The sequence below is a fragment of the Paenibacillus sp. FSL k6-2145 genome (assembly GCF_037976585.1).
Taxonomy (GTDB): domain Bacteria; phylum Bacillota; class Bacilli; order Paenibacillales; family Paenibacillaceae; genus Paenibacillus.
Map to the genome: position 1 here is coordinate 2,138,607 of NZ_CP150267.1, position 24,395 is coordinate 2,163,001.

Genomic DNA, 24,395 nt, shown 5'->3' on the forward strand with positions numbered 1-24,395 from the left:
GCTTTTGCATGGAGCTTGTTCTTTGAAAACTAGATATCGAAACGAAACAAACGCGAATTAGAACATTCCTTTAAGCTGATCTTGTGTAAACAAGTGAAGTGTTTTTATAAGGTAGATTGCACGTACGATGGTATCGAATGGGAGCGACTTTTGGCTTTGCGTAAGCAAAACAAGGGAAGCGAGCAGTCGAAACCGGAGCACGAGGTTAAGCTACTAAGAGCACACGGAGGATGCCTAGGCGCTAGGAGCCGATGAAGGACGTGGCGAACAACGAAACTGCCTCGGGGAGCTGTAAGCAAGCTTTGATCCGGGGGTGTCCGAATGGGGAAACCCAGCTGGGGTAATTTCCAGTTACTCACAACTGAATACATAGGTTGTGTAGAGGCATACCAGGGGAACTGAAACATCTAAGTACCCTGAGGAAGAGAAAACAATAGTGATTCCGTCAGTAGCGGCGAGCGAACGCGGAGAAGCCCAAACCAGAGAGCTTGCTCTTTGGGGTTGTGGGACGTCTCACATGGAGTTACAAAGGAACCGGTTAAGCGAAGAGGTCTGGAAAGGCCCGCCAAAGAAGGTAAAAGCCCTGTAGTTGAAAGTCTGTTCCCTCCGAGACGGATCCCGAGTAGTGCGGGGCACGTGAAACCCCGTATGAATCCGGCAGGACCATCTGCCAAGGCTAAATACTTCCTAGCGACCGATAGTGAAGCAGTACCGTGAGGGAAAGGTGAAAAGCACCCCGGAAGGGGAGTGAAATAGAACCTGAAACCGTGTGCTTACAAAAAGTCAGAGCCCGTTTTAGGGGTGATGGCGTGCCTTTTGTAGAATGAACCGGCGAGTTACGTTCCCGTGCAAGGTTAAGGTGAAGAGCCGGAGCCGCAGCGAAAGCGAGTCTGAATAGGGCGACTTAGTACGTGGACGTAGACCCGAAACCGGGTGATCTACCCCTGTCCAGGGTGAAGGTGCGGTAACACGCACTGGAGGCCCGAACCCACGCATGTTGAAAAATGCGGGGATGAGGTGGGGGTAGCGGAGAAATTCCAATCGAACTCGGAGATAGCTGGTTCTCCCCGAAATAGCTTTAGGGCTAGCCTCGGAAAACAGAGTCGTGGAGGTAGAGCACTGATTGGGTGCGGGGCCCGCAAGGGTTACCAAGCTCAGTCAAACTCCGAATGCCATAGACTTACTTCCGGGAGTCAGACAGTGAGTGCTAAGATCCATTGTCAAAAGGGAAACAGCCCAGACCATCAGCTAAGGTCCCCAAGTGTGTGTTAAGTGGGAAAGGATGTGGAGTTGCACAGACAACCAGGATGTTGGCTTAGAAGCAGCCACCATTGAAAGAGTGCGTAATAGCTCACTGGTCGAGTGACTCTGCGCCGAAAATGTAACGGGGCTAAACACACCACCGAAGCTATGGCTTGATGCTTTGCATCAGGGGTAGGGGAGCGTTGTATAAGGGTTGAAGGTGTACCGTAAGGAGCGCTGGACATTATACAAGTGAGAATGCCGGTATGAGTAACGAAAAGATCAGTGAGAATCTGATCCGCCGAAAGCCTAAGGGTTCCTGAGGAAGGCTCGTCCGCTCAGGGTAAGTCGGGACCTAAGGCGAGGCCGAAAGGCGTAGTCGAAGGACAACAGGTCGAAATTCCTGTACCACCGTAAGCCGTTATGAGCAATGGGGGGACGCAGTAGGGTAGTGACGCGGACTGATGGATGTCCGTCTAAGCAGTAAGGCTGATGTGTAGGCAAATCCGCACATTGTAAGGCTGAGCTGTGATGGGGAGCGAAAATTATAGTAGCGAAGGTCATGATCTCACACTGCCAAGAAAAGCCTCTAGCCAGGTGAAGGTGCCCGTACCGCAAACCGACACAGGTAGGCGAGAAGAGTATTCTAAGGCGCGCGGAAGAACTCTCGTTAAGGAACTCGGCAAAATGACCCCGTAACTTCGGGAGAAGGGGTGCCCCGGTAGTGTGAATAGCACGAGGGGCCGCAGTGAAAAGGCCCAAGCGACTGTTTAGCAAAAACACAGGTCTGTGCGAAGCCGTAAGGCGAAGTATACGGGCTGACGCCTGCCCGGTGCTGGAAGGTTAAGGGGAGTGGTTAGGGAGTAATCCCGAAGCTGTGAACCGAAGCCCCAGTAAACGGCGGCCGTAACTATAACGGTCCTAAGGTAGCGAAATTCCTTGTCAGGTAAATTCTGACCCGCACGAATGGCGTAACGACTTGGGCGCTGTCTCAACGAGAGATCCGGTGAAATTTTAATACCTGTGAAGATGCAGGTTACCCGCGACAAGACGGAAAGACCCCATGGAGCTTTACTGCAGCTTGATATTGAATTTGGGTACGATCTGTACAGGATAGGTGGGAGCCTTTGAAGCGTGAGCGCCAGCTTGCGTGGAGGCAACGTTGGGATACCACCCTGATCGTATCTAGGTTCTAACCTGGTACCGTAATCCGGTGCGGGGACAGTGTCAGGTGGGCAGTTTGACTGGGGCGGTCGCCTCCTAAAGAGTAACGGAGGCGCCCAAAGGTTCCCTCAGAATGGTTGGAAATCATTCGAAGAGTGCAAAGGCATAAGGGAGCTTGACTGCGAGACCTACAAGTCGAGCAGGGACGAAAGTCGGGCTTAGTGATCCGGTGGTACCGCATGGAAGGGCCATCGCTCAACGGATAAAAGCTACCCTGGGGATAACAGGCTTATCTCCCCCAAGAGTCCACATCGACGGGGAGGTTTGGCACCTCGATGTCGGCTCATCGCATCCTGGGGCTGAAGTAGGTCCCAAGGGTTGGGCTGTTCGCCCATTAAAGCGGTACGCGAGCTGGGTTCAGAACGTCGTGAGACAGTTCGGTCCCTATCTGTCGTGGGCGTAGGAAATTTGAGAGGAGCTGTCCTTAGTACGAGAGGACCGGGATGGACGTACCGCTGGTGTACCAGTTGTTCCGCCAGGAGCACCGCTGGGTAGCTATGTACGGACGGGATAAACGCTGAAAGCATCTAAGCGTGAAGCCCCCCTCAAGATGAGATTTCCCAGTATGTAAGACCCCTTGAAGACGACGAGGTAGATAGGCTGGGGGTGGAAGTGCAGCAATGCATGGAGCTGACCAGTACTAATCGGTCGAGGGCTTATCCAATTGCAAGTTCTAAATCGCGTGTTTCGTTTCGAATCTAGTTTTCAGAGAACGATCTCTGAAATGTAAGCTACGCGTTTGGTGGCGATGGCGGAGGGGTTCCACACGTACCCATCCCGAACACGACCGTTAAGCCCTCTAGCGCCGATGGTACTTGGACCGCAGGGTCCTGGGAGAGTAGGACGCCGCCAAGCAAAGAACCACTGCCGATGTTATTCGGTGGTGGTTTTTATTTGTTTATAAGGATTAGATACGATGAGCGGAAGCTCTGACATGATCGATATTGGAAGGTAACATTTTTGTTACGGATAACAGTTGCAAAACCAGTATAATAGGACTATGTTAAATATGCTAAAAGTACCTGACCACAGAGCTGGAATGTGCAGCTGTGAAAAGGAGGGTGTGTGTGTTAAGTTGGCGGAGACTTGGACTACAATCATTTCTGTTGCTTTGTTTGACCGTTGTTCTGGCAGGATGCGGTGAAGCATCAGGATCTGTATGGACTTCATATGAAGGTGCGGTGAACGAGAAGAGTTTTCCGGTGCCTAAAGTAGCGAATAAATCTGACCAGTCTGAAAATAATTCGGATATGGATTATGTTCGATATACGCTGTCTGGTATTAGTGAGAGTACTAGCTTGCCTGAGGTATATCTAGACGAGATTAAAAGCTGGGGTTGGACAGAGAGGCAAGCCAAGGGTACATCCAATGAATCCAGTACCTTGCGTGTATTTGCAAAGGAAGGACATACTGTGCATTTAGCAGTACATGATGGTTCCTTTACACTAATGGTTCCTAGAAATGATGCTACTCAAACGACAGTTAAATCATTGGCTGAAGACGATTGAGCTGTTGCGGGTAAGGTTGTATATGATTAATTAACGTTGTGATGTTCCTTATAATATAGTAAAGCTCCCGTGTACTTGATCGGGGGCTTTTTGTTATTTAGCGAATTAGGCTTTAGTAATGATGGGAGAAGCTATCATGTATGGTGGATCAGAGGTCATACAGATTCAGAAGGAATGAGCAGTTTCTTTCGTACATGTATAGGTGGTGTGTGTGCTTGAAGCATAGGGGAGTGTAGAGCGTTAAAAATAGAAGGAGAGTGATATAAGTTGTATAAAGGTATTGAAGTAATGAACGGCTGATGGAAATCAGCTAGAAGGCAGATAGAGCTGAGACTGAGCAAGAGATTGCTCAAAGATGTACGATCTACGAGATATCTGGGGCTATGAGGATATCGAGCAGCCGCAGGCAAAGAGGAGAAGAACGGAGTCTCGAGTGGGGATAACTCATTTTACTATACCCATACTGTGGATAAGGGATAAGAAGTGGACGATAAATAAAGGTTATCCACTGTGGATAAACCTTTATTTGAGCATGTGAGGCTGAGTCAACTGAACGATACACGATCATGATTTTGCACCAGATTATTCGAAGGGCTCAGCGATTATGTATTACAGGTAAGTGAGGTACATTCAGTATTGCATAAACGAGGGAGTGTTATTGCAGATAGTATGAAACATCTTGTTCATTCAATTTGATGAGTCCATCTTTGCGCTCACGGGAGAGTACCATTACAACATACAAGCGAGGACCCAGCAACCACAAATGCCAGAAGATCAGCGAGAGGGTGAAGGATAACGGCGACCATATCAAACATACTGTAATGATACATAATCCAATCCAGCTCATGTTAAGGTGTACCCGGACAAACATACGGAAGCTGAAATGCTGATCAGGGATATAACCTAACCAGGGCATACGCATATTCCAGCGCCAGCGTTTGGCGTAAGAGGTACGGACCAGCAGTAATATCGTTCTGGCGATGACATAATGAATCCAAATGGTGATTGGACCTGCCAGTACAAAAAAGAAGAGGCCAGTCCAGGAGAATGCAAGTAGATTGAATAAGAGCATGATGACCGGCAGACACAGATAGCTGTAAATGACACTGCGGGCGATAGCCTTTTTTTTCAGAAGCCGGTATTGATAAAATGTTGCTTTATTCTCCGGTTCGGCGATCATACGATTATATATCCTCCTTCGGATTCACGTTTGTGTGGGAGTGGGTATTCATTTTTCTTACACGAGTAAAAGGGAATGAACCATGCATGTATGTATATATGAACCTTGTATCTCACGCCATGACGATTGTACAAGATATTGAGATTCGACGGAGCTTATCTCAGTATACTCCCGAATACACGGACTGTCAGGCTTTGATATCGTTATCATGTATTATATATCGGCTGATATTCCAAGTTTTTTTAAGGAAATTGAATATAAGTTTGAGTCAGGCCAAGGGATGCGTGATGTAGAGGTAAATGCGGTGGAATGTAGGATAACTGTATTACATAAGCAAGTGAATGTTCTTGTAGGGAGAATGAATGTATTTTTCGGTACAGACACCCAAGAGGGGGTGGGCGAATATATATATTTTATAGAAAGAAAGCACTATGAAAATGTTTAAAATAATAGAAACTGTGCAATACTGATAGTAAACGTAAAACAAGGTGGGATGGTTCATGGAAGAACATGCCGAACACACATGTATTATCTGCGAGCAAAGAAAAAGAGAAGGCATTTTTATTGTATCTGAATTCATATGTGACACTTGTGAAGCAGAAATGGTTCATACCGACGCGCAGGATGCCAAGTACAATTATTTTATTCATCAAATGAAGCAAATTTGGGTACAAAAAAACGCATAATGAATGTTGCTCATAGAAGTAGAAGCGAAACATCACATTGTAACGATGCTGATGTGCATAGAGGCCCAATGGGCCTTTTTCTGTTTTTAAGAGGAGAGATTGTCTTGTTTGCCATCTTGGGAAGGCGTATGCTGATATAATGGTATAGATCATTTGCAGTAGAGCGTGTGGAGATGGGGAAGAAGTGCGTTCCTTGGATTAGGAAGCATTTTGAAGCGCATAGGGCGCACATTATATATGTACAGGATGGTTATTTCATGGATCATAAAAATAAATCAAGTAGTGCCCCTCTATATGAAGCGTTGCTTGCGTATCGTGATTCGAAGCAGCGTTCTTTTCATGTGCCTGGGCATAAGAATGGACAAGCTTATCGACATTTGGTAGAACAAGCAGAAGCAGGGCAACCTCCAGTTAAGGATATCGTTAATGAGGAACACCAGCACAACGGTGAGATTCAGAATGATGGAGGAAAGAATGTTAACCAGAAGTTAGAGCGTTTCAGTTCGGTGGATGAACATGGGGCTGATCTGGAGAGTGTGGAACGACTCAGCGTTGAAGGGGCTCACTCGGAATTAGAACTGGTACCGGATCGTTCATTCCTGGAGATGATGGAGATGGATGTTACGGAGATTACGGGCACCGATGATTTGCATCATCCGGAAAGTGTGATTCAGGAAGCACAGGAGTTTGCGGCAGATTGTTTTGGGGCAGAGGAGAGTTTCTTCCTTGTGGGAGGCAGTACGGCAGGTAATCTGTCCTTATTGCTGACCGTGTGTGATGAGCCAAACAGTATTGTGCTGGTGCAACGGAATGTGCACAAATCCGTTATTCACGGGTTGATGCTGGCAGGCGCAAGGGCTGTATTTCTGGAGCCGTGGGTCGATCCTGTGTCTGGACTTGCGGTCATGCCGTCGGTGGAGACGGTGCAGGCTGCTGTCCAGTCCTACCCTGAGGCAAAGGGTGTATTAGTCACTTTGCCCAATTATTACGGCATGGGCGCTGATCTAACGCCCATAGCCGAGGTATGCCACGCCGCTGGCATGCCACTGCTCGTGGATGAAGCGCATGGCGCGCATTATGGGCAGCATCCGGAGCTGCCTGTCTCTGCACTGTCATGCGGAGCAGACGGTGTCGTGCAGTCAACGCATAAGATGCTGACGGCTTTAACCATGGGTGCCATGCTGCACATTCAGGGACCACGTTTAAACCGGTCCCTGTTAAGGCAGCGCCTGGCTATGGTGCAAAGCTCAAGCCCATCATACCCGGTGATGGCTTCGCTCGATCTGGCGCGCCGACTGCTGCACGTGCAGGGCGCGAACACATTCACGGCGGGACTCGCCGCCGTGGATGCCTTTAAGCGCGGCCTCGCAGAGCTGCCGCGCTTTCAGTTGCTGCAGCCTGCACAGCAGCTGCAGCCAGAAACGCCAGCCGGAATAGCGAAGCCGGCTGGCATGTCCGTGTCCGCTGCGCAGCAGACACGGGAGGGCCTGACCGCGGCGGCGAAGCCATCTGCCGCGGGGTATACCGCTCAGGACCCATTCAAGGCCGTCATTTATGACGGCGCAGGGGTGCTGAGCGGTTATGGGCTACAGCAGCAGCTGGAAGCATGCGGCTGTGTGCCCGAGATGAGCGACGAACGGTACGTCGTCTTGCTCTTCAGCCTGGGCTCAACGGTGCAAGATGCTCAGCACTTGTTGCAGGCTTTACACCATATCAGCTCTGCCGATGGGCATGAGCAGGTCCAATCTAATACAGAGTCATCTCATCAGCTTGCGAAAGGTTCGGCGCATTATATTTCCACGTGGAACAATTTACAAGAAAACACTCGCTACTCGGAACCGATCTCCTTCACGCTGCAACCGATTGTGGATACGGATACGGTCAATGTTCCGATAGAAGAAAGCGTGGGTTGTCGATCAGCTGAGATGGTAGTCCCGTATCCTCCAGGGATTCCGCTTGTATATCCGGGTGAACGACTAAGTCCATCGATGGTGGCACGTATACAACTCCTGCGCGATGAAGGAGCAAAGTTTCACGGGGTATCCGATGCATCTCTACAGGTATTGAAGGTCATGAAGAATTGACGATACACATGAAAAACTGAATTGCATTCACCAATAGGTAGTCTATATGACCAATACGGATAGCGATACTGGACCCTACATATGTGAGGGTCTCTTGGTCATTAATTTAGTTGCTAGGGTGTGTCTTCAAACTCAGGCATGCAATACGTTGAAGGATGTCAGGGTCCAACATCTGGAAGTCAAGGATTGCTGAACCTGGCGAATTGTCCAGACGATTTTCTAAGGAACCGAGGACGTCTTATTTAGCCTTCGAGTCCTCCTTTTATTTTGTAAGGAATCTGAGACACGTTATTAACCAAAATCACCCAACAAACACGCTGTAAACGGCTGGTTATTCCAATATAGCGTGTTTCAGATTCCTTAGATTGCTGCGGGCGCTTCAAATCGCTGAATAAGACGTCACAGGGTCGTTAGCGCTCCCGCTCCGTGCTCTGATCCAGACACGGTTCAGTTACGTTCCGGCTTTCGGCATGTTCGAAGACGCGCTCTAGTTCAACTTACAAAGATAGACATAAGAAAGAAGGGAACACTTTGGGTATTCCGCTAAAAAAATATACAGGAATAGTCCTGCAAGTTTTGTTGATGTACGGTTTTTATTGGATTGGAAACTTGATTCAAGCTATATTACATCTGCCGTTAACAGGCAGTATTGTGGGCATGCTGGTATTGTTTATCACCATTCAACTGGGATGGATCAAAATGAGTTGGGGAGAAGAAGGGTCGACGTGGCTTCAATCTCATCTTCAATTGTTGTTTATCCCCCCAACTGTGGGCATTATTAATCATTTTGATTTTTTTAGAGCCAACACATTATTATTGGTTCTTGGTTTGATCATTAGCACATTAATCACATGTCTGATATCTGCCAAATTAAGTGAGTGGCTTATGACATGGAGATCGTCTCATTCAGGCAAAAAGGAGGCGATCACTTGTCAGCATTCATCCTCGGAATTGGAATGATCGCGCTAACCATCGCTGTATATATTCCAGCCACTCGTCTATATAAAAGGCTGAAATGGCCGATACTTATGCCAGTACTCACAACGACTGCCATACTGATCCTGATTTTGGTGATTTCCGGTATAAAGCTGGATACGTACATGCTGGGTGGCAAATGGATACAGGAGCTCTTGGGTCCAGCAGTTGTATCTCTCGCTTTTCCCTTGTCCAGACATCTGCATGTGCTGAAGCAAAATATCATTCCAATTGTGGGTGGAACAATCGGAGGCAGTATTACAGGTGTCTCCACAGGTGCTTTAATCGCCATTCTGCTTGGCTATCCTCAAGAGATGGTCATCGCTTTATTGCCAAAATCCGTGACCACTCCTGTGGCTATCCAACTTGCTAATCAGGTTGGAGGGAATGCCTCATTCACATCGCTGTTTGTGATGATTGCAGGATTCTCAGGGATATTATTGGGGCCGATGCTCTTGAAATGGGCCAAAGTCCGCAGTAAACATGCCTATGGAATTGGACTGGGTTCAGCATCTCATGCCCTCGGCATGGCAAGGTCTTTTGAATATGGAGAGAATGCAGTAGCCCTTAGTTCAGTATCCATGATTGTCAGTGCCATTGCCGGATCAATTATGCTTCCATTATGGGTATGGATCATCTACGGTTGAACGCTTTACTTTGTTGTTCATGTTGGAGTAACCGCTGACCTATAGTATTATAGAAAGAAACAAGCTTGTATGATCTTGGTTTTATTATTACGTACCGATATAGCTGTAGCTATACACCTCTGGGCGGGGGATATCATATCCTGTAGCAAGAGGGTCTAAGCATATTCATTACAGCAGCAATAGATGCAATTATCGACATAGAAAGCAGGGAAGCATATGCAGGGCAGAGGTAAATTCATTACGCTGGAAGGGGGAGAGGGTTCCGGTAAAACAACGATGATCGGTAGAATAGGTTCTTATTTTGAAGAACGGGGTATACCTTACGTAGTTACGCGAGAGCCTGGCGGAATTGAGATTGCGGAGAAAATACGTTCAATTATTCTGGACCCTCTTCATACGGCAATGGATGCTCGAACCGAAGCGCTATTGTATGCAGCTGCACGCAGCCAGCATCTGGCGGAGAAAGTAGAGCCTGCTCTGAGAGCTGGAAAAGCAGTCATCTGTGACCGATTTGTCGATAGCAGTCTGGTCTATCAAGGATACGCCCGTGGACTCGGGATAGAGAATGTATGGGCCATTAATCGTTTTGCGATTGGTGATCTCATGCCGGATGTGACCTTATATCTGGACATTGAGCCTGAAGTGGGGCTTGCCCGGATTGATGCTCATGATGGCCGGGAAGTGAACCGTCTGGATCTGGAAAATCTGGAGTTTCACCGTAAAGTGCGAGAGGGTTACTTCCTATTAAAAGAGCAGTTCACGGAACGGATCAGAGTTATCGATGCTTCCATGAAGCAGGAGGATGTCTTGGCAGCAATGATTTTGTCGCTGGAGACAGGGATTTTGAAGGATTTTGACGAGTAATTGTCTAATATATAGACAGGGCATTTGATAAAGGTGCTTATTCTAAAGGAGGTTATGCAGGATGAAACTGATTGTTGCGATTATACAGGATAAAGACAGCAACCGATTATCCAGCGCATTGGTCAAAGCAAACTTTCGGGCAACGAAGCTTGCCAGTACGGGCGGATTTTTGAAGGCAGGCAACACGACGTTTATGATCGGTGTCGATGATGGTCAAGTCGAATCCGTAATGAACGTCATTCGCAGCAGCTGTAAGGTTCGTGAACAGCTCGTGACTCCGGTCACACCGATGAGTGGAACAACCGACTCTTACCTGCCGCTACCTGTTGAAGTTCAAGTAGGTGGAGCTACTGTATTTGTTCTACCGGTAGATCGCTTCGAACATTTCTAATTAAACCTATTGCATGGATCCCATGAGGGTCCTTCATGATCGATAGCATGTTGGAAACGATGGATGCAAGAAGAGTTAACAGAGTTCGTGCGTGCCACTTACGGAACGCCTTTCTTGACGAGAAGAATCAGCATACTCTTTCCGGATGAGCATTTCCCAGCTGGGGAATGGTTCATTTCGGAAAGAGGTTGACTACAAAGAAAAAATCCTTGATGGTGATGTGTATCTACCATTATATATAGTGTGATCAGCATATATAAAAGCCTCATTCTCACGCACAGGCGCAACGCGCACTGTGCTGATGGGCGATTGGCTATCTATGATAGAAAGCGGGCGTATCCATGAAAATCAATCCTGGATTCAGACCGATTCAGAGCGGGATCAGTTCTACTGATTCAGGTTCCAAACCGGTCCAATCCAAAAATTTCTCTGATATGATGAATCACCAGGGGGAACGGGCCTCACAAGCTGAACTGAATCGCCGGTTTAGTGAAATCCAGCTTCAGGGCGATCGCCTGGCACGTTCCATGACGATTCGTGAACTGAAGGCGTATAAGCAACTTGTTAAAAGGTTCCTGGAAGAGACCGTTCGTCGCGGTGTATCCATGAAAGAGACAAGGGGTTGGGATCGTCGTGGCAGAGGCAAGCGTTATAAGCTGATTGATGAAATCGACTCCGCTCTGTTATCCATGGCTGATGAACTGCTGGATACAGAAGAAGGAAAAATCTCTCTATTACAACAAGTAGGCGAAATTCGGGGGATGCTTATTAATTTAAGCTTCTGAGGAGGAAGTATGTCCTTTCAACAGATTATGGGTCAACAAGCGGCCAAGCAAATGTTACAAAGCAGTTTGAGACGTCATGCAATAAGCCATGCGTATTTGTTTAGCGGTCCAGCTGGTAGTGGGCAACGGAAGACGGCAATTACCTTTGCCAAGGCAATATTCTGTACAGAGCTTGAAGATGACGCTTGTGGGCAGTGTCTTGAATGCCGTAAGGTGGATCATGGTAACCATCCGGATCTAACCATGCTTGCACCAGATGGAAACAACATTAAAATAGATCAAATCCGGGATCTGCAGCGTATCTTTTCATATCGATCAGAGGCAGGTCATCCCAAAGTATATATTATAGAACAAGCCGAGAAAATGACGGTTCAGGCAGCAAATAGTTTGCTCAAATTTCTGGAGGAACCGCAGGTACCAGCAGTCGGCATCCTGATTACAGATAATGGACAGGCCATGTTGCCAACGATCCGCTCACGCTCCCAATTGGTGCCGTTCAGCGCACTGAATCCGGAAGAGATGCTGCAATCTCTGATCGAGGAAGGGCACCCTGCCAATCTGGCTCGCTCTGCCGTCCATTTAGCGTCAGGATTGGAAGCATGTAGAGAAATTCTCCAGCAGAATTGGTTTGCAGAAATTAGAAACGTAATGTTACAATTAGGGAAGGAGTCCCTGGGTAGAGGAAGTACATCATTGATCTCTGCACAGCAGAAGCTTTTTAAAACCGGACTCTCTGAACATCTGGACATGTTGCTTAGTTTGTTCCATCTATGGTTTAGGGACATGCTTTATGTTCAGTACGATAGGCATGAACATATCGTTTTTATAGATCAGTTAGACATGTTATCTCAGTTGGCACATACCCGCAGCACAGAGCAGTGGGTCTCCTATATGGATATGGCCGCAGCATGCAGAAAAAAATTGCGTTTCAACGTCAATGGCCAGCTTTGTCTGGAGCAATTTTTGATCGGTTTGGCATAAGACTGGGAGAGGGCAGAGTTAGCTCCAATCATATGCAAACGGTTATAACTTCGGCCGGTTCCCTAAGAAGACGGGGCTTCAGACGAAGTGGGGTTGGCTTACAAGGGGGTTAATTTTTTGTACAGTGTAGTGGGTGTCCGTTTCAAAAAAGCGGGCAAAATTTATTACTTCGATCCCCTGGACCTTCCCATTGAGAAAGAAAACTGCGTTATCGTGGAGACAGCGCGGGGGGTAGAGTACGGTAAGGTTGTTGTTGGTAAGAAGGAAGTGGGCGAGTCCGATGTGGTGTTGCCGCTGAAGAAAGTCATCCGCGTTGCGGGCGAGACAGATGCCCGTGTGGTTGATGAGAACAAGCGTGCAGCGAAGGAAGCATTCGGTACTTGTTTAAATAAAATTAAAGACCATGGCCTCAAAATGAAGCTGGTCGATGTGGAATTTACGTTTGATCGCAATAAAATTATATTTTATTTTACAGCTGAAGGAAGAGTTGATTTCCGGGAGCTGGTCAAGGATCTGGCAAGCATATTCCGGACACGAATCGAGCTGAGACAGATTGGTGTACGTGATGAAGCGAAGATGCTTGGCGGAATCGGACCTTGCGGCCGTGTGTTGTGTTGTTCTTCCTGGCTGGGAGACTTTGAGCCGGTATCAATCAAGATGGCTAAAGATCAGAGCCTGTCACTGAATCCGACGAAAATTTCAGGGTTGTGCGGAAGACTCATGTGCTGTCTGAAATTTGAGCATGATAACTATGAAAGTGTGAGAGAAGAACTGCCAGCTGTAGGCAAATTGGTCGTCACCTCATTGGGTGAAGGAAAAGTTGTCGGAATTAATGCCGGTAGCCGCACAGTCCATGTTCAACTGTTCGACATCAGTAAAGTCAAAGAACTTCCGCTGGATGACGTCGTTATCAAGTAAACCATAAAGGTTGCTTCGGGGTGGAAACTTGGAAAAGAAAAATCTGTTTACGCACATTCATGAAATGGAAACCCAACTGGGTCAGTTGCACGGTGATTTAGGAGAGTTAAAAATGATTGTGAAGGAGCTGCTTGAGGATAATCAGCGGCTTACCATCGAGAATGAGCAGTTACGCAAACTGCTCAAACGTGAGGCTCCGGCAGATCTGCCGATCTCCTCAGCACTCGCTCCCGTAGCAAGACCAGCAGGTCCGGCTACAGGTGAAGATGTTGTGGGTGAAGGGTATGATAATCTGGCCCGGTTGTATCACGAAGGCTTCCATATCTGCAACGTCTATTATGGACATCTGCGGACGGAAGGCGATTGTCTGTTCTGCCTGTCTTTTTTGAATAAATGAAGTGACCGTAGGGATCCCCTACGGTTTTTTTTCAAGGTTATAAACCTAAACTAAACGAACATGAGATATAGAGTACCGGAGGATGAGCGTAACATATGAAAGCAAATGAAGTTGTGTTACATGAGTCAGAGCGGATTGATGATCTGCTCTCTCATGATCTGAGAATCATTCAAAGTGATGAAGTGTTTAGTTTTTCGATGGATGCCGTATTATTAGCCCGGTTTGCTTCCGTACCTAAACGGGGTCGTGTACTTGATTTGTGTACGGGTAACGGGGTGGTTCCCATTCTGCTTACAACGCGTACGCAGGCTAGTCTGGAAGGGATCGAGATTCAGCCACGTTTGGCTGATATGGCACGTCGCAGTGTGCAATTAAATGCATTGAATGAGTCGATTATGGTTCGTGAAGGTGATTTGCGAGAACTGGTAAAAGAAACAGGACATGCTGTATACGATGCAATAACGGTTAATCCTCCATACATGCCCCTGAACGGCAGTGATCTCAAGATGAACACACATCAGGCAATGGCACGTCATGAGATCGGATGTACCCTGGAAGAAGTGATCCAGGCTTGCAGTCGACTTGTACGTAATGGCGGCAAAGTATCGATGGTTCATCGTCCGCAGCGACTTGCAGAGATTATCTCGCTCATGCGCGAGTATAAGCTGGAGCCAAAGCGGATTCGGATGGTACATCCCCGTGCTCATCTGGAAGCCAACATGGTATTAATTGAAGGAATGAAAGATGGTAAACCAGAAGTAAGGATGCTTCCTCCACTCATTGTCTACAATGAAGAGGGGAAATACTGCGAAGAGATTATGGATATTTACTATGGTCAGCAACATGCTGAACGTACTACGAAAGGAGGGCTTTAGATGACTTTGCATATTCAGAAAAGCTATGCGGAGCAACCTGAAGGGTCAGGCAAGCTATATCTGGTTGGAACACCCATTGGTAATCTGGAGGATATGACCTTCCGGGCCATCAAGACCTTGCAGAGTTGTGACATCATTGCAGCAGAAGATACACGCCAGACCCGAAAGCTGCTTACCCATTTTGAAATTACACCTTCAATGCTGTTTAGTTATCATGAGCATAATAAGGGGGCGAGTGGACCTGAACTGATACGCTATATAATAGAAGGAAAAAATTTGGCACTTGTCAGCGATGCCGGTTTGCCAGCCATTTCGGACCCTGGTTCTGACCTTGTACAGCTTGCACTGGAGGCAGGAATAACGGTCATTCCCATCCCTGGACCAAACGCTGCGTTGTCTGCTCTGATCGTGTCCGGATTACCGACGGAGCGTTTTACATTCGGCGGTTTTTTGCCGCGGGAGAAAAAGGACATGCGAAAAGTGCTGGAGGCTTTTGACGAATCCAACGGGACTTTGTTATTTTATGAATCGCCTCACCGTATTCGGAAAACATTAGTCCACCTCGAAGAAATTCTGGGTGATCGCTCGATTGTCCTGGCTCGTGAACTAACCAAGCGTCATGAGGAATTCGCAAGGGGCACTGTGAAGGAATGTATAGATTGGCTTGAAGAACATCCGCCTCTTGGCGAGTACTGTTTGCTGGTAGAAGGCATTAAGGAAGAGGAGCGTAAGGCTGAACGCGAAGCATGGTGGCAGCTCATGTCACTAGCGGATCATGTCAGCCATTATGAGGGTGAAGGATATAACCGTAAAGATGCAATGAAAAAAACGGCTACCGATCGCGGCCTGACAAAGCGTGATGTATATAATGCATTAATCGAGCAGTGATCTAACCAAATATCTTCTGTTGTGGGGAACATAACTTGAAAAGAAGCTTATATCCAACCTTAGTGGAATATTAAAAAGAGCAGAGTGGCTCAGAAAAATTCCAAACAAAATTTATCGTTCTCTTCCGGTTCGCGTGTGACAGAATCTTTTTGGGTAATGGAACCCATAACAAGGCAAAAAAATACCTTCCGCGGTGGGGTTCACACCGGGAAGGTCATTAAGGAATATTAAAAAGGTTAGAAATAACAATTTAGATAAGTCCAGTATACCTGGTTTTTCTTATTTTGTCACAGGTGCAGGGATTTCGGAAATACATTCGTTACAAACAATTTTACCTTTGAAGTAAGTAACGTTCTCTGCATTACCACAGAAGATACAAGCAGGCTCATATTTTTTCAACATGATGCGCTCGCCGTCAACATAGATTTCCAGAGCATCTTTTTCACCAATACCGAGTGTACGGCGCAATTCAATTGGAATAACTACCCGTCCCAGTTCGTCCACTTTTCTTACAATACCTGTTGATTTCATCATTATAATCAGTGCTCCTCTCAGCTAACTATCATTGTCATTATTCGACATTATTTTATGTTTTATGATACTCATCATACCAACGATTCCCAAATCAGTCAACCTTAAAATTAGCTTAAAATTAAGGCTGTTTTTCACAAGGTTACTGGTGGTAAGGGATTGGAAGCTGTTTTTCGCATTTAAACCTCAATGTCAGCTTTGTCGATTTGGAAAACGACAAAACTACTTCATTCGACAAAGTTCGTCATAACGTGTCGAATCTTAGGTGAATCGTAGAGTTCAAAGCGTTAATATAAAAGAAATTAAAGGAGTGAGTCGACATGGAACAACGTTTAACGGAAGAGAAAGTATTCAAAGATCCGGTACATAATTATATCCACGTGCAAGATCCGGTTATATGGCAGTTAATTAACACCCCGGAATTTCAGCGTTTACGCCGGATTCGTCAGCTGGGTACTTCTTACCTTACATTTCACGGAGCAGAGCATAGTCGGTTCTCACATTCACTAGGTGTTTATGAGATCACACGCAAGATCATCTCTCAATTTGAAAGAAGTCATTATTCGGATTGGCCGAAGGAAGAAAAGATTGTAGCTCTTTGTGCAGCTCTACTTCATGATCTCGGGCATGGGCCATTCTCTCATTCCATTGAGGAAGCTTTTGACATGAATCACGAAGATTGGACTTGTCGCATTATTACAGGTGATACCGAAGTAGGGGCGATCTTAAGACGGTATGCTCCTGATTTTCCTGACAAAGTAGCGTCTGTCATTCAAAAAACGTATGAAAAGCCGATTGTGGTGAACTTGGTGACCAGTCCGCTTGATGCAGACCGAATGGATTATTTGCTCAGGGATGCCTATTTTACAGGTGTAAATTACGGCACGATTGACCTTGATCGTATCCTTCGGATGCTGCGTCCTTATCATGGGCGGATTGTAGTCAAGGAGTCAGGCATGCATGCTGTGGAGGATTACCTAATGTCTCGGTATCAGATGTATTGGCAGATTTACTTCCATCCGGTGACTCGTAGTTCTGAAATTATATTGCGGCAAATATTCAAGCGAGCGAAAACACTCATACAGCATGGTTTTCAATTCCGCTTCATGATTGATCCACTCCCTCAACTATTTGAAGGAGAATTATCCGTAGATGAATATTTGCAGTTGGATGAAGCATTAATTCAGACGGCATTTACGCAGTGGCGCAAGGAGGACGATACTGTTCTGAGTGAGTTATGCGAACGTTTTATGGATCGCAAGTTATATAAGTATGTAGAGCTTGAACAGGTCGACTTGACAATGATGGAAGAGATTCGGGAAGCTTTTGTACAGGCTGGTCTCGATCCCGAATATGATCTTGAAATTGATTTTCCTTCGGATAATCCGTATGATGTGTTTCGTCCGGATGAATCCACAGATAAGCAGATTCTTCTTCTGGATCGACAGGACAATTTACGTGAGTTGTCAGAAGTATCTGACATTGTCCGTTCCATCAGTGGGCTTCACCGAGGGAAACATCATTTGTATTACCCGCAAAACAAGGTGGATGCGATTATTCACGAATTACCGTCACATATACGCCCCTATTTCTTGTAATCGTGTGGGTATAATCCGATGAAGAATTTCGATATCAAAACACTTTCTAAAAGAGCTATTTTTCATGATACAGTAATCTGCTTTAATGGGGAGTATATGTAGATCGACATAATTTTGTAAATGCAAGCAGGTAGAATGGGTACAATCAGCAATATATAGATCAGAATATCCGTATATCTTCTATATATTGTAGTTGTGAAGAAACAAACGTAATGATGTAATACACAGATACCCAAAATGTTTTATGTATGAGTCATTGAATTATTGAATTTTACAAATTGAATTTTGAAAAAGAAGATAGTCGTTATTTCGACATGAAGGGAGATACAAACATGATGCTGTTCGACACACATACACATCTGGATGCACCACAATTCGACGAGGACCGCGAGGACATGATTCAGCGTGCTGTGGATGCAGGAGTTGGTCGCATGATCAACATTGGCTTTAACCGGGAGACGATTCCAACTACGATGAAACTCGCTGAAACATATGACTTTATCTATGCAGCTGTAGGGTGGCATCCAGTAGATGCGATCACTATGCAGGAGGGTGATTTGGAGTGGATTGCATCTTTATGCAAGCATGAAAAAGTGGTTGCGATCGGTGAGATTGGATTGGATTATCATTGGGATACTTCACCGAAGGAAATACAGCATCGCGTATTACGACAACAAATTGCTTTGGCTCGTGAAGTGAACATGCCAATTGTCATTCATAATCGGGATGCACATGAGGATATCATAAGAATTTTGCGTGAAGAGAAAGCGAGTGAAGTTGGTGGTGTGATGCACTCGTTCTCGGGCAGCTGGGAAACAGCGAAAAGTTGTCTCGATATGGGCTTCCATCTCTCCTTCGGAGGACCGATCACATTCAAAAATGCAAAGCAGCCCAAAGAGGTACTGGAGAAGGTTCCTATGGACCGGTTTTTCATTGAAACAGATGCTCCATATTTGACACCTCACCCTTATCGTGGGAAACGAAATGAGACAGCGCATGTACGTCTGGTTGCAGAGGCAGCTGCGGAAATTAAAGGCATTTCGGTGGAGGAAATTGCTGCAATAACAACCAAAAATGCCATGGAACGATTTGGAATTCGTTAAAAAAACGAGCAAATGAGGTGAAAAAGGCAGGTAAGCGGAGTTAATTTGCCCTTTGATTCAAATAAATCAAGAATATTACAATATTTTAACCAAATATTCAGAAAAACGTACTTGATCAACGCTTTACAACATGCATCAAAACAGGATATCATCTTTTCAGTGAATTGTTGTGCGGAAAATTGGACAGATGTTCGGGGGATGAACAAAGGGACACTTTCCGATGAAACAACATTACTTTCATGAATCAGTCTCGCTGAGTCTCCGTTAACGGAGAGCGGGGGAACCAATAGGGCTTAAACATCGGTGTATTTGGCCGATGCGCAACGTTCGCTGACCCAAAAGCAGCGAAGGGAACTGCGAAGCCGTATTTGATTTCTTCTTTGGGTCTCGGGGTGAATTCAAGGGCGTCCGCCATGAGCGGGTGACCCAAGATAGGGCGGCTCTCTTTCGCCCGAACCCGACAGCTAACCTCGCAAGCGGAAAAAGAGAGGCAACCTCGTGCATGAATTTCCGATATTCAAAATCATTCGGAAGCCACGAAAGAGTTCCTCTTACACTCTTTCTTTGGCTTTTTTGTTTTTGAATAAAAGAAATATTGTCATCATACGGTAGGTATTCAGGAGGATGACATCATGTTGCGAAGATTGATTCATGGTGCAGAACCGGATTATGTTGGTCCGATCTGTGTTCTGTAGAAAATTTGGTATAGTCACGTCAAAGACATCATGCATTACTTTAGACGGCGAGGCTATGAAGGAGGACGGAGAAGTGGGCACATTCCAACCAGAAGAGACCCATGAGTCACGATCATCCAGTAAGTCTTTCGCGTTGCGGTGGAAGCATGAGAACATGCGTCAAATGGCATTGATCGCGATTTTCTCAATTGCGCTTACAATCATGATCTTGTTAGTCGTTTACGGTCAGGCCGGGAAACAAATTTCACTGGTTATTGATGGCAAGGCTCAGGTGGTAGAGACTCGTACAGGAATGCTTCAGGAAATGCTGGAGGAGCAGTCGATCACAGTCAGCCCTCACGATAAGGTATCCATGTCCATGAATGGGGCGATTACAGATGGAGACCGAATCGTTATTGAGCGGGCCGTTCCAGTTAACATTACGGCAGACGGAGACACCAAGACTCTGTATACAACCGATTCATCGGTAGAAGATGCAATTCAAAAATCAGGTATTCAAGTTGAGAGTAATGATAAAGTGTATCCGGCGCTTGGCACTGCGATCAAAGCGGAGATGAAGATCCGTGTAGTGCGCGTAACAAAGCGTACAGTGGATGTAGAGCAACCGATCGCTTACAAAGTCATTAAAACGGCTGACCCTAGCTTGTACAAAGGGGATAACCGTGTCGTTGTGAACGGCAAAGAAGGCACAATTGTGCAGCATATCGAAAAGGTATTTCAGGATGGAGAATTGGTCTCCAAAAAAATGGTCGGCAAATCTGTCGCGAATAATCGTGTAGATAAAGTGATCGCTGTCGGCACCAAAGCAAAACCGGTCGTGAAAGAACCTGAGATTCAGACCGTATCGGCTCAAACTTCAACAACCAAAAAGGCTACAACAACGAACTCGAAGAAAACATCTGCCTCGGGCAGCAAAGTGATTACCGTATCCGGGACTTCTTTTAAATACTCTAAAGTACTTAAAAATGTATCCATGACTGCCTACTCTTCCGAAGAGCCGGGCATTGGTACTAAAACAGCTTCCGGTACTCGTGTAACGGAAGGGCGCACCATTGCGGTTGATCCCAAAGTCATTCCAATTGGCTGGTGGGTATATATCGAAGGTCTGGGATTCCGTCGTGCGGAAGATACAGGCGGTGCCATCAAAGGCAATAAAATTGATGTATATTATGACAGTGTGAAGCATGCCCTGAATTTTGGACGTAAAAAAGGCAAGACGGTCTACGTGATCGGTCCGGTGAAGCCGGAAGCGAACTAAAATCGTTTTACTTTGAAATGGGAATGCTATAAAATAGTTGCATGAATGATTCATGCGGAATATGCGGCGGAGGAGTCTGAATTCAGTCTCCCCCGCCGTTTGGCAGAGAAGAGGATATTCCTCTTCTTTTTGCGTTAGAAAGGAAGAAATGGAACATGATAAAAGAAGTCATTGTGGTGGAAGGCCGTGACGATACGGTAGCTATCCGTCGGGCCGTTGAAGCCGATACAATAGAAACAGGTGGATCAGCCATCAACCAACGCATTCTGAAGCGGATTGCGCTTGCTCAGGAGAGACGGGGAGTCATTGTACTGACAGATCCGGATCATGCTGGCGAACGCATTCGTAAAATTATTGCGAATAAGGTCCCTGGCTGTAAACATGCCTTCATTCCGGAGGCCGATGCAACACGCAAAGGTGACATTGGGGTGGAGAATGCCTCACCGGAGGCGATCCGTCATGCTCTGGCGCGTGTACATACTTCATACGAAGGTGCTCCGAGCCTGATCGATTGGGAGGACCTGATCGCGGCAGGACTTATTGTGCATCCGCAGGCTGCTGCACGTCGCATGGAGATGGGCAATCTGCTGGGCATCGGTTATTGTAACGGGAAGCAGTTCCACAAACGTCTCAGTGTATTTCAGATTACACGGGAAGAGTTCTCTACAGCATTAGCGCAAATTGAACGTGAAGGATTGTGAGCATATGAAGGATATGGAAGAGACGATAGAAATTGCAACGCCCAAGCGAACGAAAGAGATTATTCAAAGACACGGATTCTCATTTAAGAAAAGTCTGGGTCAGAACTTTCTGATCGATCAAAATATACTGAACAAAATTGTTAATGCAGCCGATTTGGACGAGTCCAAGGGCGCGTTAGAGATCGGGCCGGGTATTGGAGCCCTTACGGAGCGACTGGCTCGGGTAGCCGGTCCTGTCACAGCCGTAGAGATTGATCAGCGCTTGATCCCAATCCTAGGAGAAGTGATGCAGCCTTATTCGAATGTACGTGTTCATCATGGGGATGTGCTGAAGCTTGATCTGGCTGAGCTGTTTAATACGGATTTTGCATCCGTGGACAAAGTCAGTGTTGTGGCTAACCTGCCTTATTATGTAACGACTCCAATCATGATGAAACTGCTGGAAGAGAAGCTGCCGGTAGACAGCATTGTTGTCATGATCCAAAAAGAAGTGGCTGAACGGATGGCTGCTGCACCGGGATCAAAAGACTACGGCAGTCTGAGCATCGCAGTTCAGTACTACAGTATGCCGGAGCTTGTGTGCATTGTGCCTCCTACGGTCTTCATTCCGCAACCTAATGTGGAATCAGCTGTCATTAAGCTAAAAGTGCGTGAGCAACCACCAGTGGAGATTCCGGATGAAGCACACTACTTCGAAGTGGTACAGGCTTCTTTTGCCCAGCGGAGAAAAACAATCTCAAACAACCTGAAGGCACGCTTCTTCACAAAAGAGAACCGGGAACAGGCAGATATTCTGCTGGAGCGGGCAGGTATTCAACCGTCCCGACGTGGAGAGACGTTGAGTCTGCAAGAGTATGCTACACTCAGCACCGTAATGTGGGAAGCAGGGGTACGTGCAGCGCTGTAAAATTTGAATGAACCAAACCGGGTCTTTGCCCATACGATGGGGTAGAGGTGATTACGTTGATGAATATCGGAGACTTGGTCGTTCGGAAGTCATACGGCGGCGATGTGACTTTTCGGGTGGAAGGCCTCCAGTTGGATGCTGCGGTCATTAAAGGGACTGAGTTCCGGCTGATTGCCGATTCCCCGGTGGACGATTTGATACAGGTTCCCTACGAACCACAAAGCGCCAAGACCAGACAGGCGCATATTAAAGCACATCAGACCCTGTCCCGTCTGCAGCAGAATCGTATGGAACAGGCTGAGCGGAATCGGGAAGGTCTGGTACAGGATTGGTCTGCTCAGCAGGAACCGGCTTATTTTGAAATGCCTGGAAAGGTGCTTCATCTGGATGGAGATCCGAACTATTTGAAAAAAAGTATGGATCTCTATGAGCAACTTCGTGTGCCCGCAGAGGGACAATATGTCCATGAATCGGCAATGGCAGATACCTTATACCGTTTATTACCCAAAGTACGTCCGGATATCGTGGTCATTACGGGTCATGATGGGGTGCTAAAGACACGTCAGCCCTATGACTTATATAGTCTTGGTAGCTATAAGAACTCGCAAAATTTTGTGTCGGCCATTCAGGTGGCCAGACAATATGAACGTCATCTGGACGCCCTCACTATTGTGGCAGGGGCCTGTCAGTCCCATTTTGAGGCACTGCTGCGCGCTGGAGCGAACTTTGCCAGTTCTCCAGGCAGAATTCTCATTCATGCACTTGACCCGGTCTATGTGGCAGCCAAGGCCTCCTTCACCTCTGTGCGGGATACGGTCAATATGAGTGATGTTCTGCACAATACCATCAGTGGTAGCCAGGGTGTGGGTGGTGTCGAGACACGGGGGAGTTACCGGGTAGGTCTGCCTGGGCTGAATGATTTATCTACGCTAAAAGTGAACCCGTCGGCAGTCTGATGTAGGCCATTTAAAGTCCCAATTTGGGGCTTTTTTTGTTTGCAAAAAAATTCATTGACAACAACTTTTTGATGCTGATATAATAATTAGTTTTGATTTGACAATGACTGTAAAATCCGGTATAATGGACAAGAAAAGAGGTGGTCGTCGACAATGGCTAAAAACACGCTGTTGGATATCAAACGCAATCTCGATGCACATATTGGTCAGAAAATTATGTTGCGGGCTAATGGTGGCCGCCGTAAGACCATTGAGCGTACGGGTGTATTGGAAGAAACGTACCCTTCTGTTTTTATTGTTAAGCTTGATGAGGAGCAAGAAACCTTCAAGCGAGTATCTTATAGTTATGCGGATATACTTACGGAGTCGGTGGAAGTCATGGTTTATGACCCGGGCAGCCAGACGCATAGCTCCTATATGGAGACGTAAGTATCGATTTACAGGCGATTCGCCCCACAAGGCGGATCGCTTTTTTATATTTTCTTTTTCTATAAAATCACCCGTCCATCTTCTAAACTAACCCATACATACTCAGGAATGAGCGAGGAACGGTCGCGGCATACTACATGGACAGGTGAAGGGACAGTTTCTTAAGCAATGCAGGAAACTGAATTTGGCCTGATGGCAAGATGTCCAAAACGTGAACGAACTCATCACATTATGAAAGATACATTGGAGGAGGATGGTTCATGAGTCGCAGAAGAAGAAGTGTCATGTCAGAGGATCTGAAGAATGAGCTTGCGAAAGACCTGGGCTTCTATGATACGGTCCAACAGGAAGGTTGGGGTGGAATCAAAGCCAAGGATGCAGGAAACATGGTGAAAAGAGCCATTCAACTTGCTGAGCAGGCTGCCCGCAAATCTTAATCCGGTTCAAGCAGACTGAAAAGCGGGGAAATCCGTCAGGAACAACCCCGCTTTTTCCCCTTAGATGCGGAATAGAAATGACTTGACAGCCCCATTTTGATATAATATGTTAAGTTGTCTTAGGGAAAAGGTGAG

General features: G+C 46.5%; 23 protein-coding genes, 2 rRNA genes and 1 riboswitch. Of the genes, 23 read left to right on the forward strand and 2 right to left on the reverse strand.

What is annotated here, in order from left to right:
• Positions 1 to 203 precede the first annotated feature (203 nt).
• The 3 genes from NZ043_RS09370 to NZ043_RS09380 all read left to right on the forward strand — a co-directional run bounded on the left by NZ043_RS09370 (position 204) and on the right by NZ043_RS09380 (position 3,974).
• Positions 204 to 3,130: ribosomal RNA gene (locus NZ043_RS09370) — 23S ribosomal RNA — on the forward strand.
• A 74-nt stretch (positions 3,131 to 3,204) separates the two neighbouring features.
• Positions 3,205 to 3,321: ribosomal RNA gene (gene rrf / locus NZ043_RS09375) — 5S ribosomal RNA — on the forward strand.
• Between the two features lie 212 nt (positions 3,322 to 3,533).
• Positions 3,534 to 3,974, forward strand: a complete 441-nt coding sequence (locus NZ043_RS09380) for a hypothetical protein (protein WP_017691399.1) — start codon at positions 3,534 to 3,536, stop codon at positions 3,972 to 3,974.
• Between the two features lie 655 nt (positions 3,975 to 4,629).
• Here NZ043_RS09380 and NZ043_RS09385 read toward each other — a convergent pair.
• Positions 4,630 to 5,154: a hypothetical protein gene (locus NZ043_RS09385; protein WP_036606136.1), complete on the reverse strand. Its 525-nt coding sequence runs from the start codon at positions 5,152 to 5,154 to the stop codon at positions 4,630 to 4,632.
• A gap of 500 nt (positions 5,155 to 5,654) precedes the next feature.
• Here NZ043_RS09385 and NZ043_RS09390 point away from each other — a divergent pair, with 500 nt between their 5' ends.
• The 12 genes from NZ043_RS09390 (at position 5,655) to rsmI (ending at position 15,645) form a co-directional block, all read left to right on the forward strand.
• Positions 5,655 to 5,840, forward strand: a complete 186-nt coding sequence (locus tag NZ043_RS09390; RefSeq protein WP_017691396.1) for a sigma factor G inhibitor Gin — start codon at positions 5,655 to 5,657, stop codon at positions 5,838 to 5,840.
• Positions 5,841 to 6,097: 257 nt separating this feature from the next.
• The gene (locus NZ043_RS09395) at positions 6,098 to 7,924 is read left to right on the forward strand and encodes an aminotransferase class I/II-fold pyridoxal phosphate-dependent enzyme (RefSeq protein WP_133387514.1); all 1,827 of its coding nucleotides are present in this window, start codon (positions 6,098 to 6,100) and stop codon (positions 7,922 to 7,924) included.
• Positions 7,925 to 8,533: 609 nt separating this feature from the next.
• Positions 8,534 to 8,884, forward strand: a complete 351-nt coding sequence (locus tag NZ043_RS09400) for a CidA/LrgA family protein (RefSeq protein ID WP_249913807.1) — start codon at positions 8,534 to 8,536, stop codon at positions 8,882 to 8,884.
• A complete protein-coding gene (locus tag NZ043_RS09405) occupies positions 8,854 to 9,546 on the forward strand; it encodes an LrgB family protein (RefSeq protein WP_051449580.1) in 693 nt (230 codons plus the stop codon). Before NZ043_RS09400 ends, NZ043_RS09405 begins: the two co-directional genes overlap by 31 nt.
• A gap of 216 nt (positions 9,547 to 9,762) precedes the next feature.
• Positions 9,763 to 10,410, forward strand: coding sequence for a dTMP kinase (tmk, locus tag NZ043_RS09410; protein WP_133387512.1), 648 nt, complete (start codon positions 9,763 to 9,765; stop codon positions 10,408 to 10,410).
• Positions 10,411 to 10,471: 61 nt separating this feature from the next.
• Complete coding sequence (locus tag NZ043_RS09415; protein ID WP_017691391.1) at positions 10,472 to 10,801, forward strand: cyclic-di-AMP receptor; 330 nt, start codon at positions 10,472 to 10,474, stop codon at positions 10,799 to 10,801.
• Positions 10,802 to 11,142: 341 nt separating this feature from the next.
• Complete coding sequence (locus tag NZ043_RS09420; RefSeq protein WP_017691389.1) at positions 11,143 to 11,586, forward strand: YaaR family protein; 444 nt, start codon at positions 11,143 to 11,145, stop codon at positions 11,584 to 11,586.
• Positions 11,587 to 11,595: 9 nt separating this feature from the next.
• Positions 11,596 to 12,567 carry a DNA polymerase III subunit delta' gene (gene holB / locus NZ043_RS09425; RefSeq protein ID WP_076216771.1) on the forward strand — a complete coding sequence of 324 codons (972 nt, stop codon included), beginning with the start codon at positions 11,596 to 11,598 and terminating at the stop codon, positions 12,565 to 12,567.
• Positions 12,568 to 12,684: 117 nt separating this feature from the next.
• Positions 12,685 to 13,485 carry a stage 0 sporulation family protein gene (locus tag NZ043_RS09430; protein ID WP_053778939.1) on the forward strand — a complete coding sequence of 267 codons (801 nt, stop codon included), beginning with the start codon at positions 12,685 to 12,687 and terminating at the stop codon, positions 13,483 to 13,485.
• Positions 13,486 to 13,513: 28 nt separating this feature from the next.
• A complete protein-coding gene (yabA, locus tag NZ043_RS09435; protein WP_017691386.1) occupies positions 13,514 to 13,882 on the forward strand; it encodes a DNA replication initiation control protein YabA in 369 nt (122 codons plus the stop codon).
• A gap of 95 nt (positions 13,883 to 13,977) precedes the next feature.
• The gene (locus NZ043_RS09440) at positions 13,978 to 14,757 is read left to right on the forward strand and encodes a tRNA1(Val) (adenine(37)-N6)-methyltransferase (protein ID WP_091039093.1); all 780 of its coding nucleotides are present in this window, start codon (positions 13,978 to 13,980) and stop codon (positions 14,755 to 14,757) included.
• Entirely contained in the window at positions 14,758 to 15,645 is an 888-nt protein-coding gene (gene rsmI, locus NZ043_RS09445) for a 16S rRNA (cytidine(1402)-2'-O)-methyltransferase (RefSeq protein ID WP_133387511.1), read from the forward strand. It abuts the gene before it with no gap.
• Between the two features lie 279 nt (positions 15,646 to 15,924).
• Here the strand turns inward: rsmI and NZ043_RS09450 are convergent, their stop codons facing one another.
• Positions 15,925 to 16,179: an AbrB/MazE/SpoVT family DNA-binding domain-containing protein gene (locus NZ043_RS09450; RefSeq protein ID WP_024633700.1), complete on the reverse strand. Its 255-nt coding sequence runs from the start codon at positions 16,177 to 16,179 to the stop codon at positions 15,925 to 15,927.
• Positions 16,180 to 16,496: 317 nt separating this feature from the next.
• Between NZ043_RS09450 and NZ043_RS09455 the strand changes: the two genes are divergently transcribed.
• The 8 genes from NZ043_RS09455 to NZ043_RS09490 all read left to right on the forward strand — a co-directional run bounded on the left by NZ043_RS09455 (position 16,497) and on the right by NZ043_RS09490 (position 24,260).
• Complete coding sequence (locus NZ043_RS09455; protein ID WP_091039097.1) at positions 16,497 to 17,774, forward strand: HD domain-containing protein; 1,278 nt, start codon at positions 16,497 to 16,499, stop codon at positions 17,772 to 17,774.
• A 332-nt stretch (positions 17,775 to 18,106) separates the two neighbouring features.
• Positions 18,107 to 18,877 carry a TatD family hydrolase gene (locus NZ043_RS09460; RefSeq protein ID WP_174806491.1) on the forward strand — a complete coding sequence of 257 codons (771 nt, stop codon included), beginning with the start codon at positions 18,107 to 18,109 and terminating at the stop codon, positions 18,875 to 18,877.
• Between the two features lie 241 nt (positions 18,878 to 19,118).
• Positions 19,119 to 19,372: riboswitch (cyclic di-AMP (ydaO/yuaA leader) on the forward strand.
• A 273-nt stretch (positions 19,373 to 19,645) separates the two neighbouring features.
• Positions 19,646 to 20,830, forward strand: a complete 1,185-nt coding sequence (locus NZ043_RS09465) for a 3D domain-containing protein (protein ID WP_091039099.1) — start codon at positions 19,646 to 19,648, stop codon at positions 20,828 to 20,830.
• A 155-nt stretch (positions 20,831 to 20,985) separates the two neighbouring features.
• On the forward strand, positions 20,986 to 21,531 hold the full coding sequence (rnmV, locus tag NZ043_RS09470; RefSeq protein ID WP_017691379.1) for a ribonuclease M5: 546 nt from the start codon (positions 20,986 to 20,988) through the stop codon (positions 21,529 to 21,531).
• Positions 21,532 to 21,535: 4 nt separating this feature from the next.
• Positions 21,536 to 22,438, forward strand: coding sequence for a 16S rRNA (adenine(1518)-N(6)/adenine(1519)-N(6))-dimethyltransferase RsmA (rsmA, locus tag NZ043_RS09475; protein ID WP_276324014.1), 903 nt, complete (start codon positions 21,536 to 21,538; stop codon positions 22,436 to 22,438).
• 59 nt (positions 22,439 to 22,497) lie between these two features.
• A complete protein-coding gene (gene yabG / locus NZ043_RS09480) occupies positions 22,498 to 23,394 on the forward strand; it encodes a sporulation peptidase YabG (RefSeq protein WP_017691377.1) in 897 nt (298 codons plus the stop codon).
• A 153-nt stretch (positions 23,395 to 23,547) separates the two neighbouring features.
• Positions 23,548 to 23,823, forward strand: coding sequence for a Veg family protein (locus NZ043_RS09485; protein ID WP_017691376.1), 276 nt, complete (start codon positions 23,548 to 23,550; stop codon positions 23,821 to 23,823).
• A 260-nt stretch (positions 23,824 to 24,083) separates the two neighbouring features.
• Entirely contained in the window at positions 24,084 to 24,260 is a 177-nt protein-coding gene (locus NZ043_RS09490; protein ID WP_017691375.1) for a small, acid-soluble spore protein, alpha/beta type, read from the forward strand.
• The last annotated feature ends 135 nt before the right edge of the window (positions 24,261 to 24,395 follow it).

Bases quoted from the DNA above. Each gene is read 5' to 3' on its own strand.
- NZ043_RS09420 (WP_017691389.1), top strand. From the start codon at position 11,143: ATGAAAATCAATCCTGGATTCAGACCGATTCAGAGCGGGATCAGTTCT.
- NZ043_RS09415 (WP_017691391.1), top strand. From the start codon at position 10,472: ATGAAACTGATTGTTGCGATTATACAGGATAAAGACAGCAACCGATTA.
- NZ043_RS09395 (WP_133387514.1), top strand. From the start codon at position 6,098: ATGGATCATAAAAATAAATCAAGTAGTGCCCCTCTATATGAAGCGTTG.
- tmk (WP_133387512.1), top strand. From the start codon at position 9,763: ATGCAGGGCAGAGGTAAATTCATTACGCTGGAAGGGGGAGAGGGTTCC.
- yabG (WP_017691377.1), top strand. From the start codon at position 22,498: ATGAATATCGGAGACTTGGTCGTTCGGAAGTCATACGGCGGCGATGTG.
- NZ043_RS09455 (WP_091039097.1), top strand. From the start codon at position 16,497: ATGGAACAACGTTTAACGGAAGAGAAAGTATTCAAAGATCCGGTACAT.
- rnmV (WP_017691379.1), top strand. From the start codon at position 20,986: ATGATAAAAGAAGTCATTGTGGTGGAAGGCCGTGACGATACGGTAGCT.
- NZ043_RS09450 (WP_024633700.1), bottom strand. From the start codon at position 16,179: ATGATGAAATCAACAGGTATTGTAAGAAAAGTGGACGAACTGGGACGG.
- rsmA (WP_276324014.1), top strand. From the start codon at position 21,536: ATGAAGGATATGGAAGAGACGATAGAAATTGCAACGCCCAAGCGAACG.
- NZ043_RS09440 (WP_091039093.1), top strand. From the start codon at position 13,978: ATGAAAGCAAATGAAGTTGTGTTACATGAGTCAGAGCGGATTGATGAT.
- NZ043_RS09490 (WP_017691375.1), top strand. From the start codon at position 24,084: ATGAGTCGCAGAAGAAGAAGTGTCATGTCAGAGGATCTGAAGAATGAG.
- NZ043_RS09460 (WP_174806491.1), top strand. From the start codon at position 18,107: ATGATGCTGTTCGACACACATACACATCTGGATGCACCACAATTCGAC.
- holB (WP_076216771.1), top strand. From the start codon at position 11,596: ATGTCCTTTCAACAGATTATGGGTCAACAAGCGGCCAAGCAAATGTTA.
- NZ043_RS09485 (WP_017691376.1), top strand. From the start codon at position 23,548: ATGGCTAAAAACACGCTGTTGGATATCAAACGCAATCTCGATGCACAT.
- NZ043_RS09390 (WP_017691396.1), top strand. From the start codon at position 5,655: ATGGAAGAACATGCCGAACACACATGTATTATCTGCGAGCAAAGAAAA.
- rsmI (WP_133387511.1), top strand. From the start codon at position 14,758: ATGACTTTGCATATTCAGAAAAGCTATGCGGAGCAACCTGAAGGGTCA.
- NZ043_RS09385 (WP_036606136.1), bottom strand. From the start codon at position 5,154: ATGATCGCCGAACCGGAGAATAAAGCAACATTTTATCAATACCGGCTT.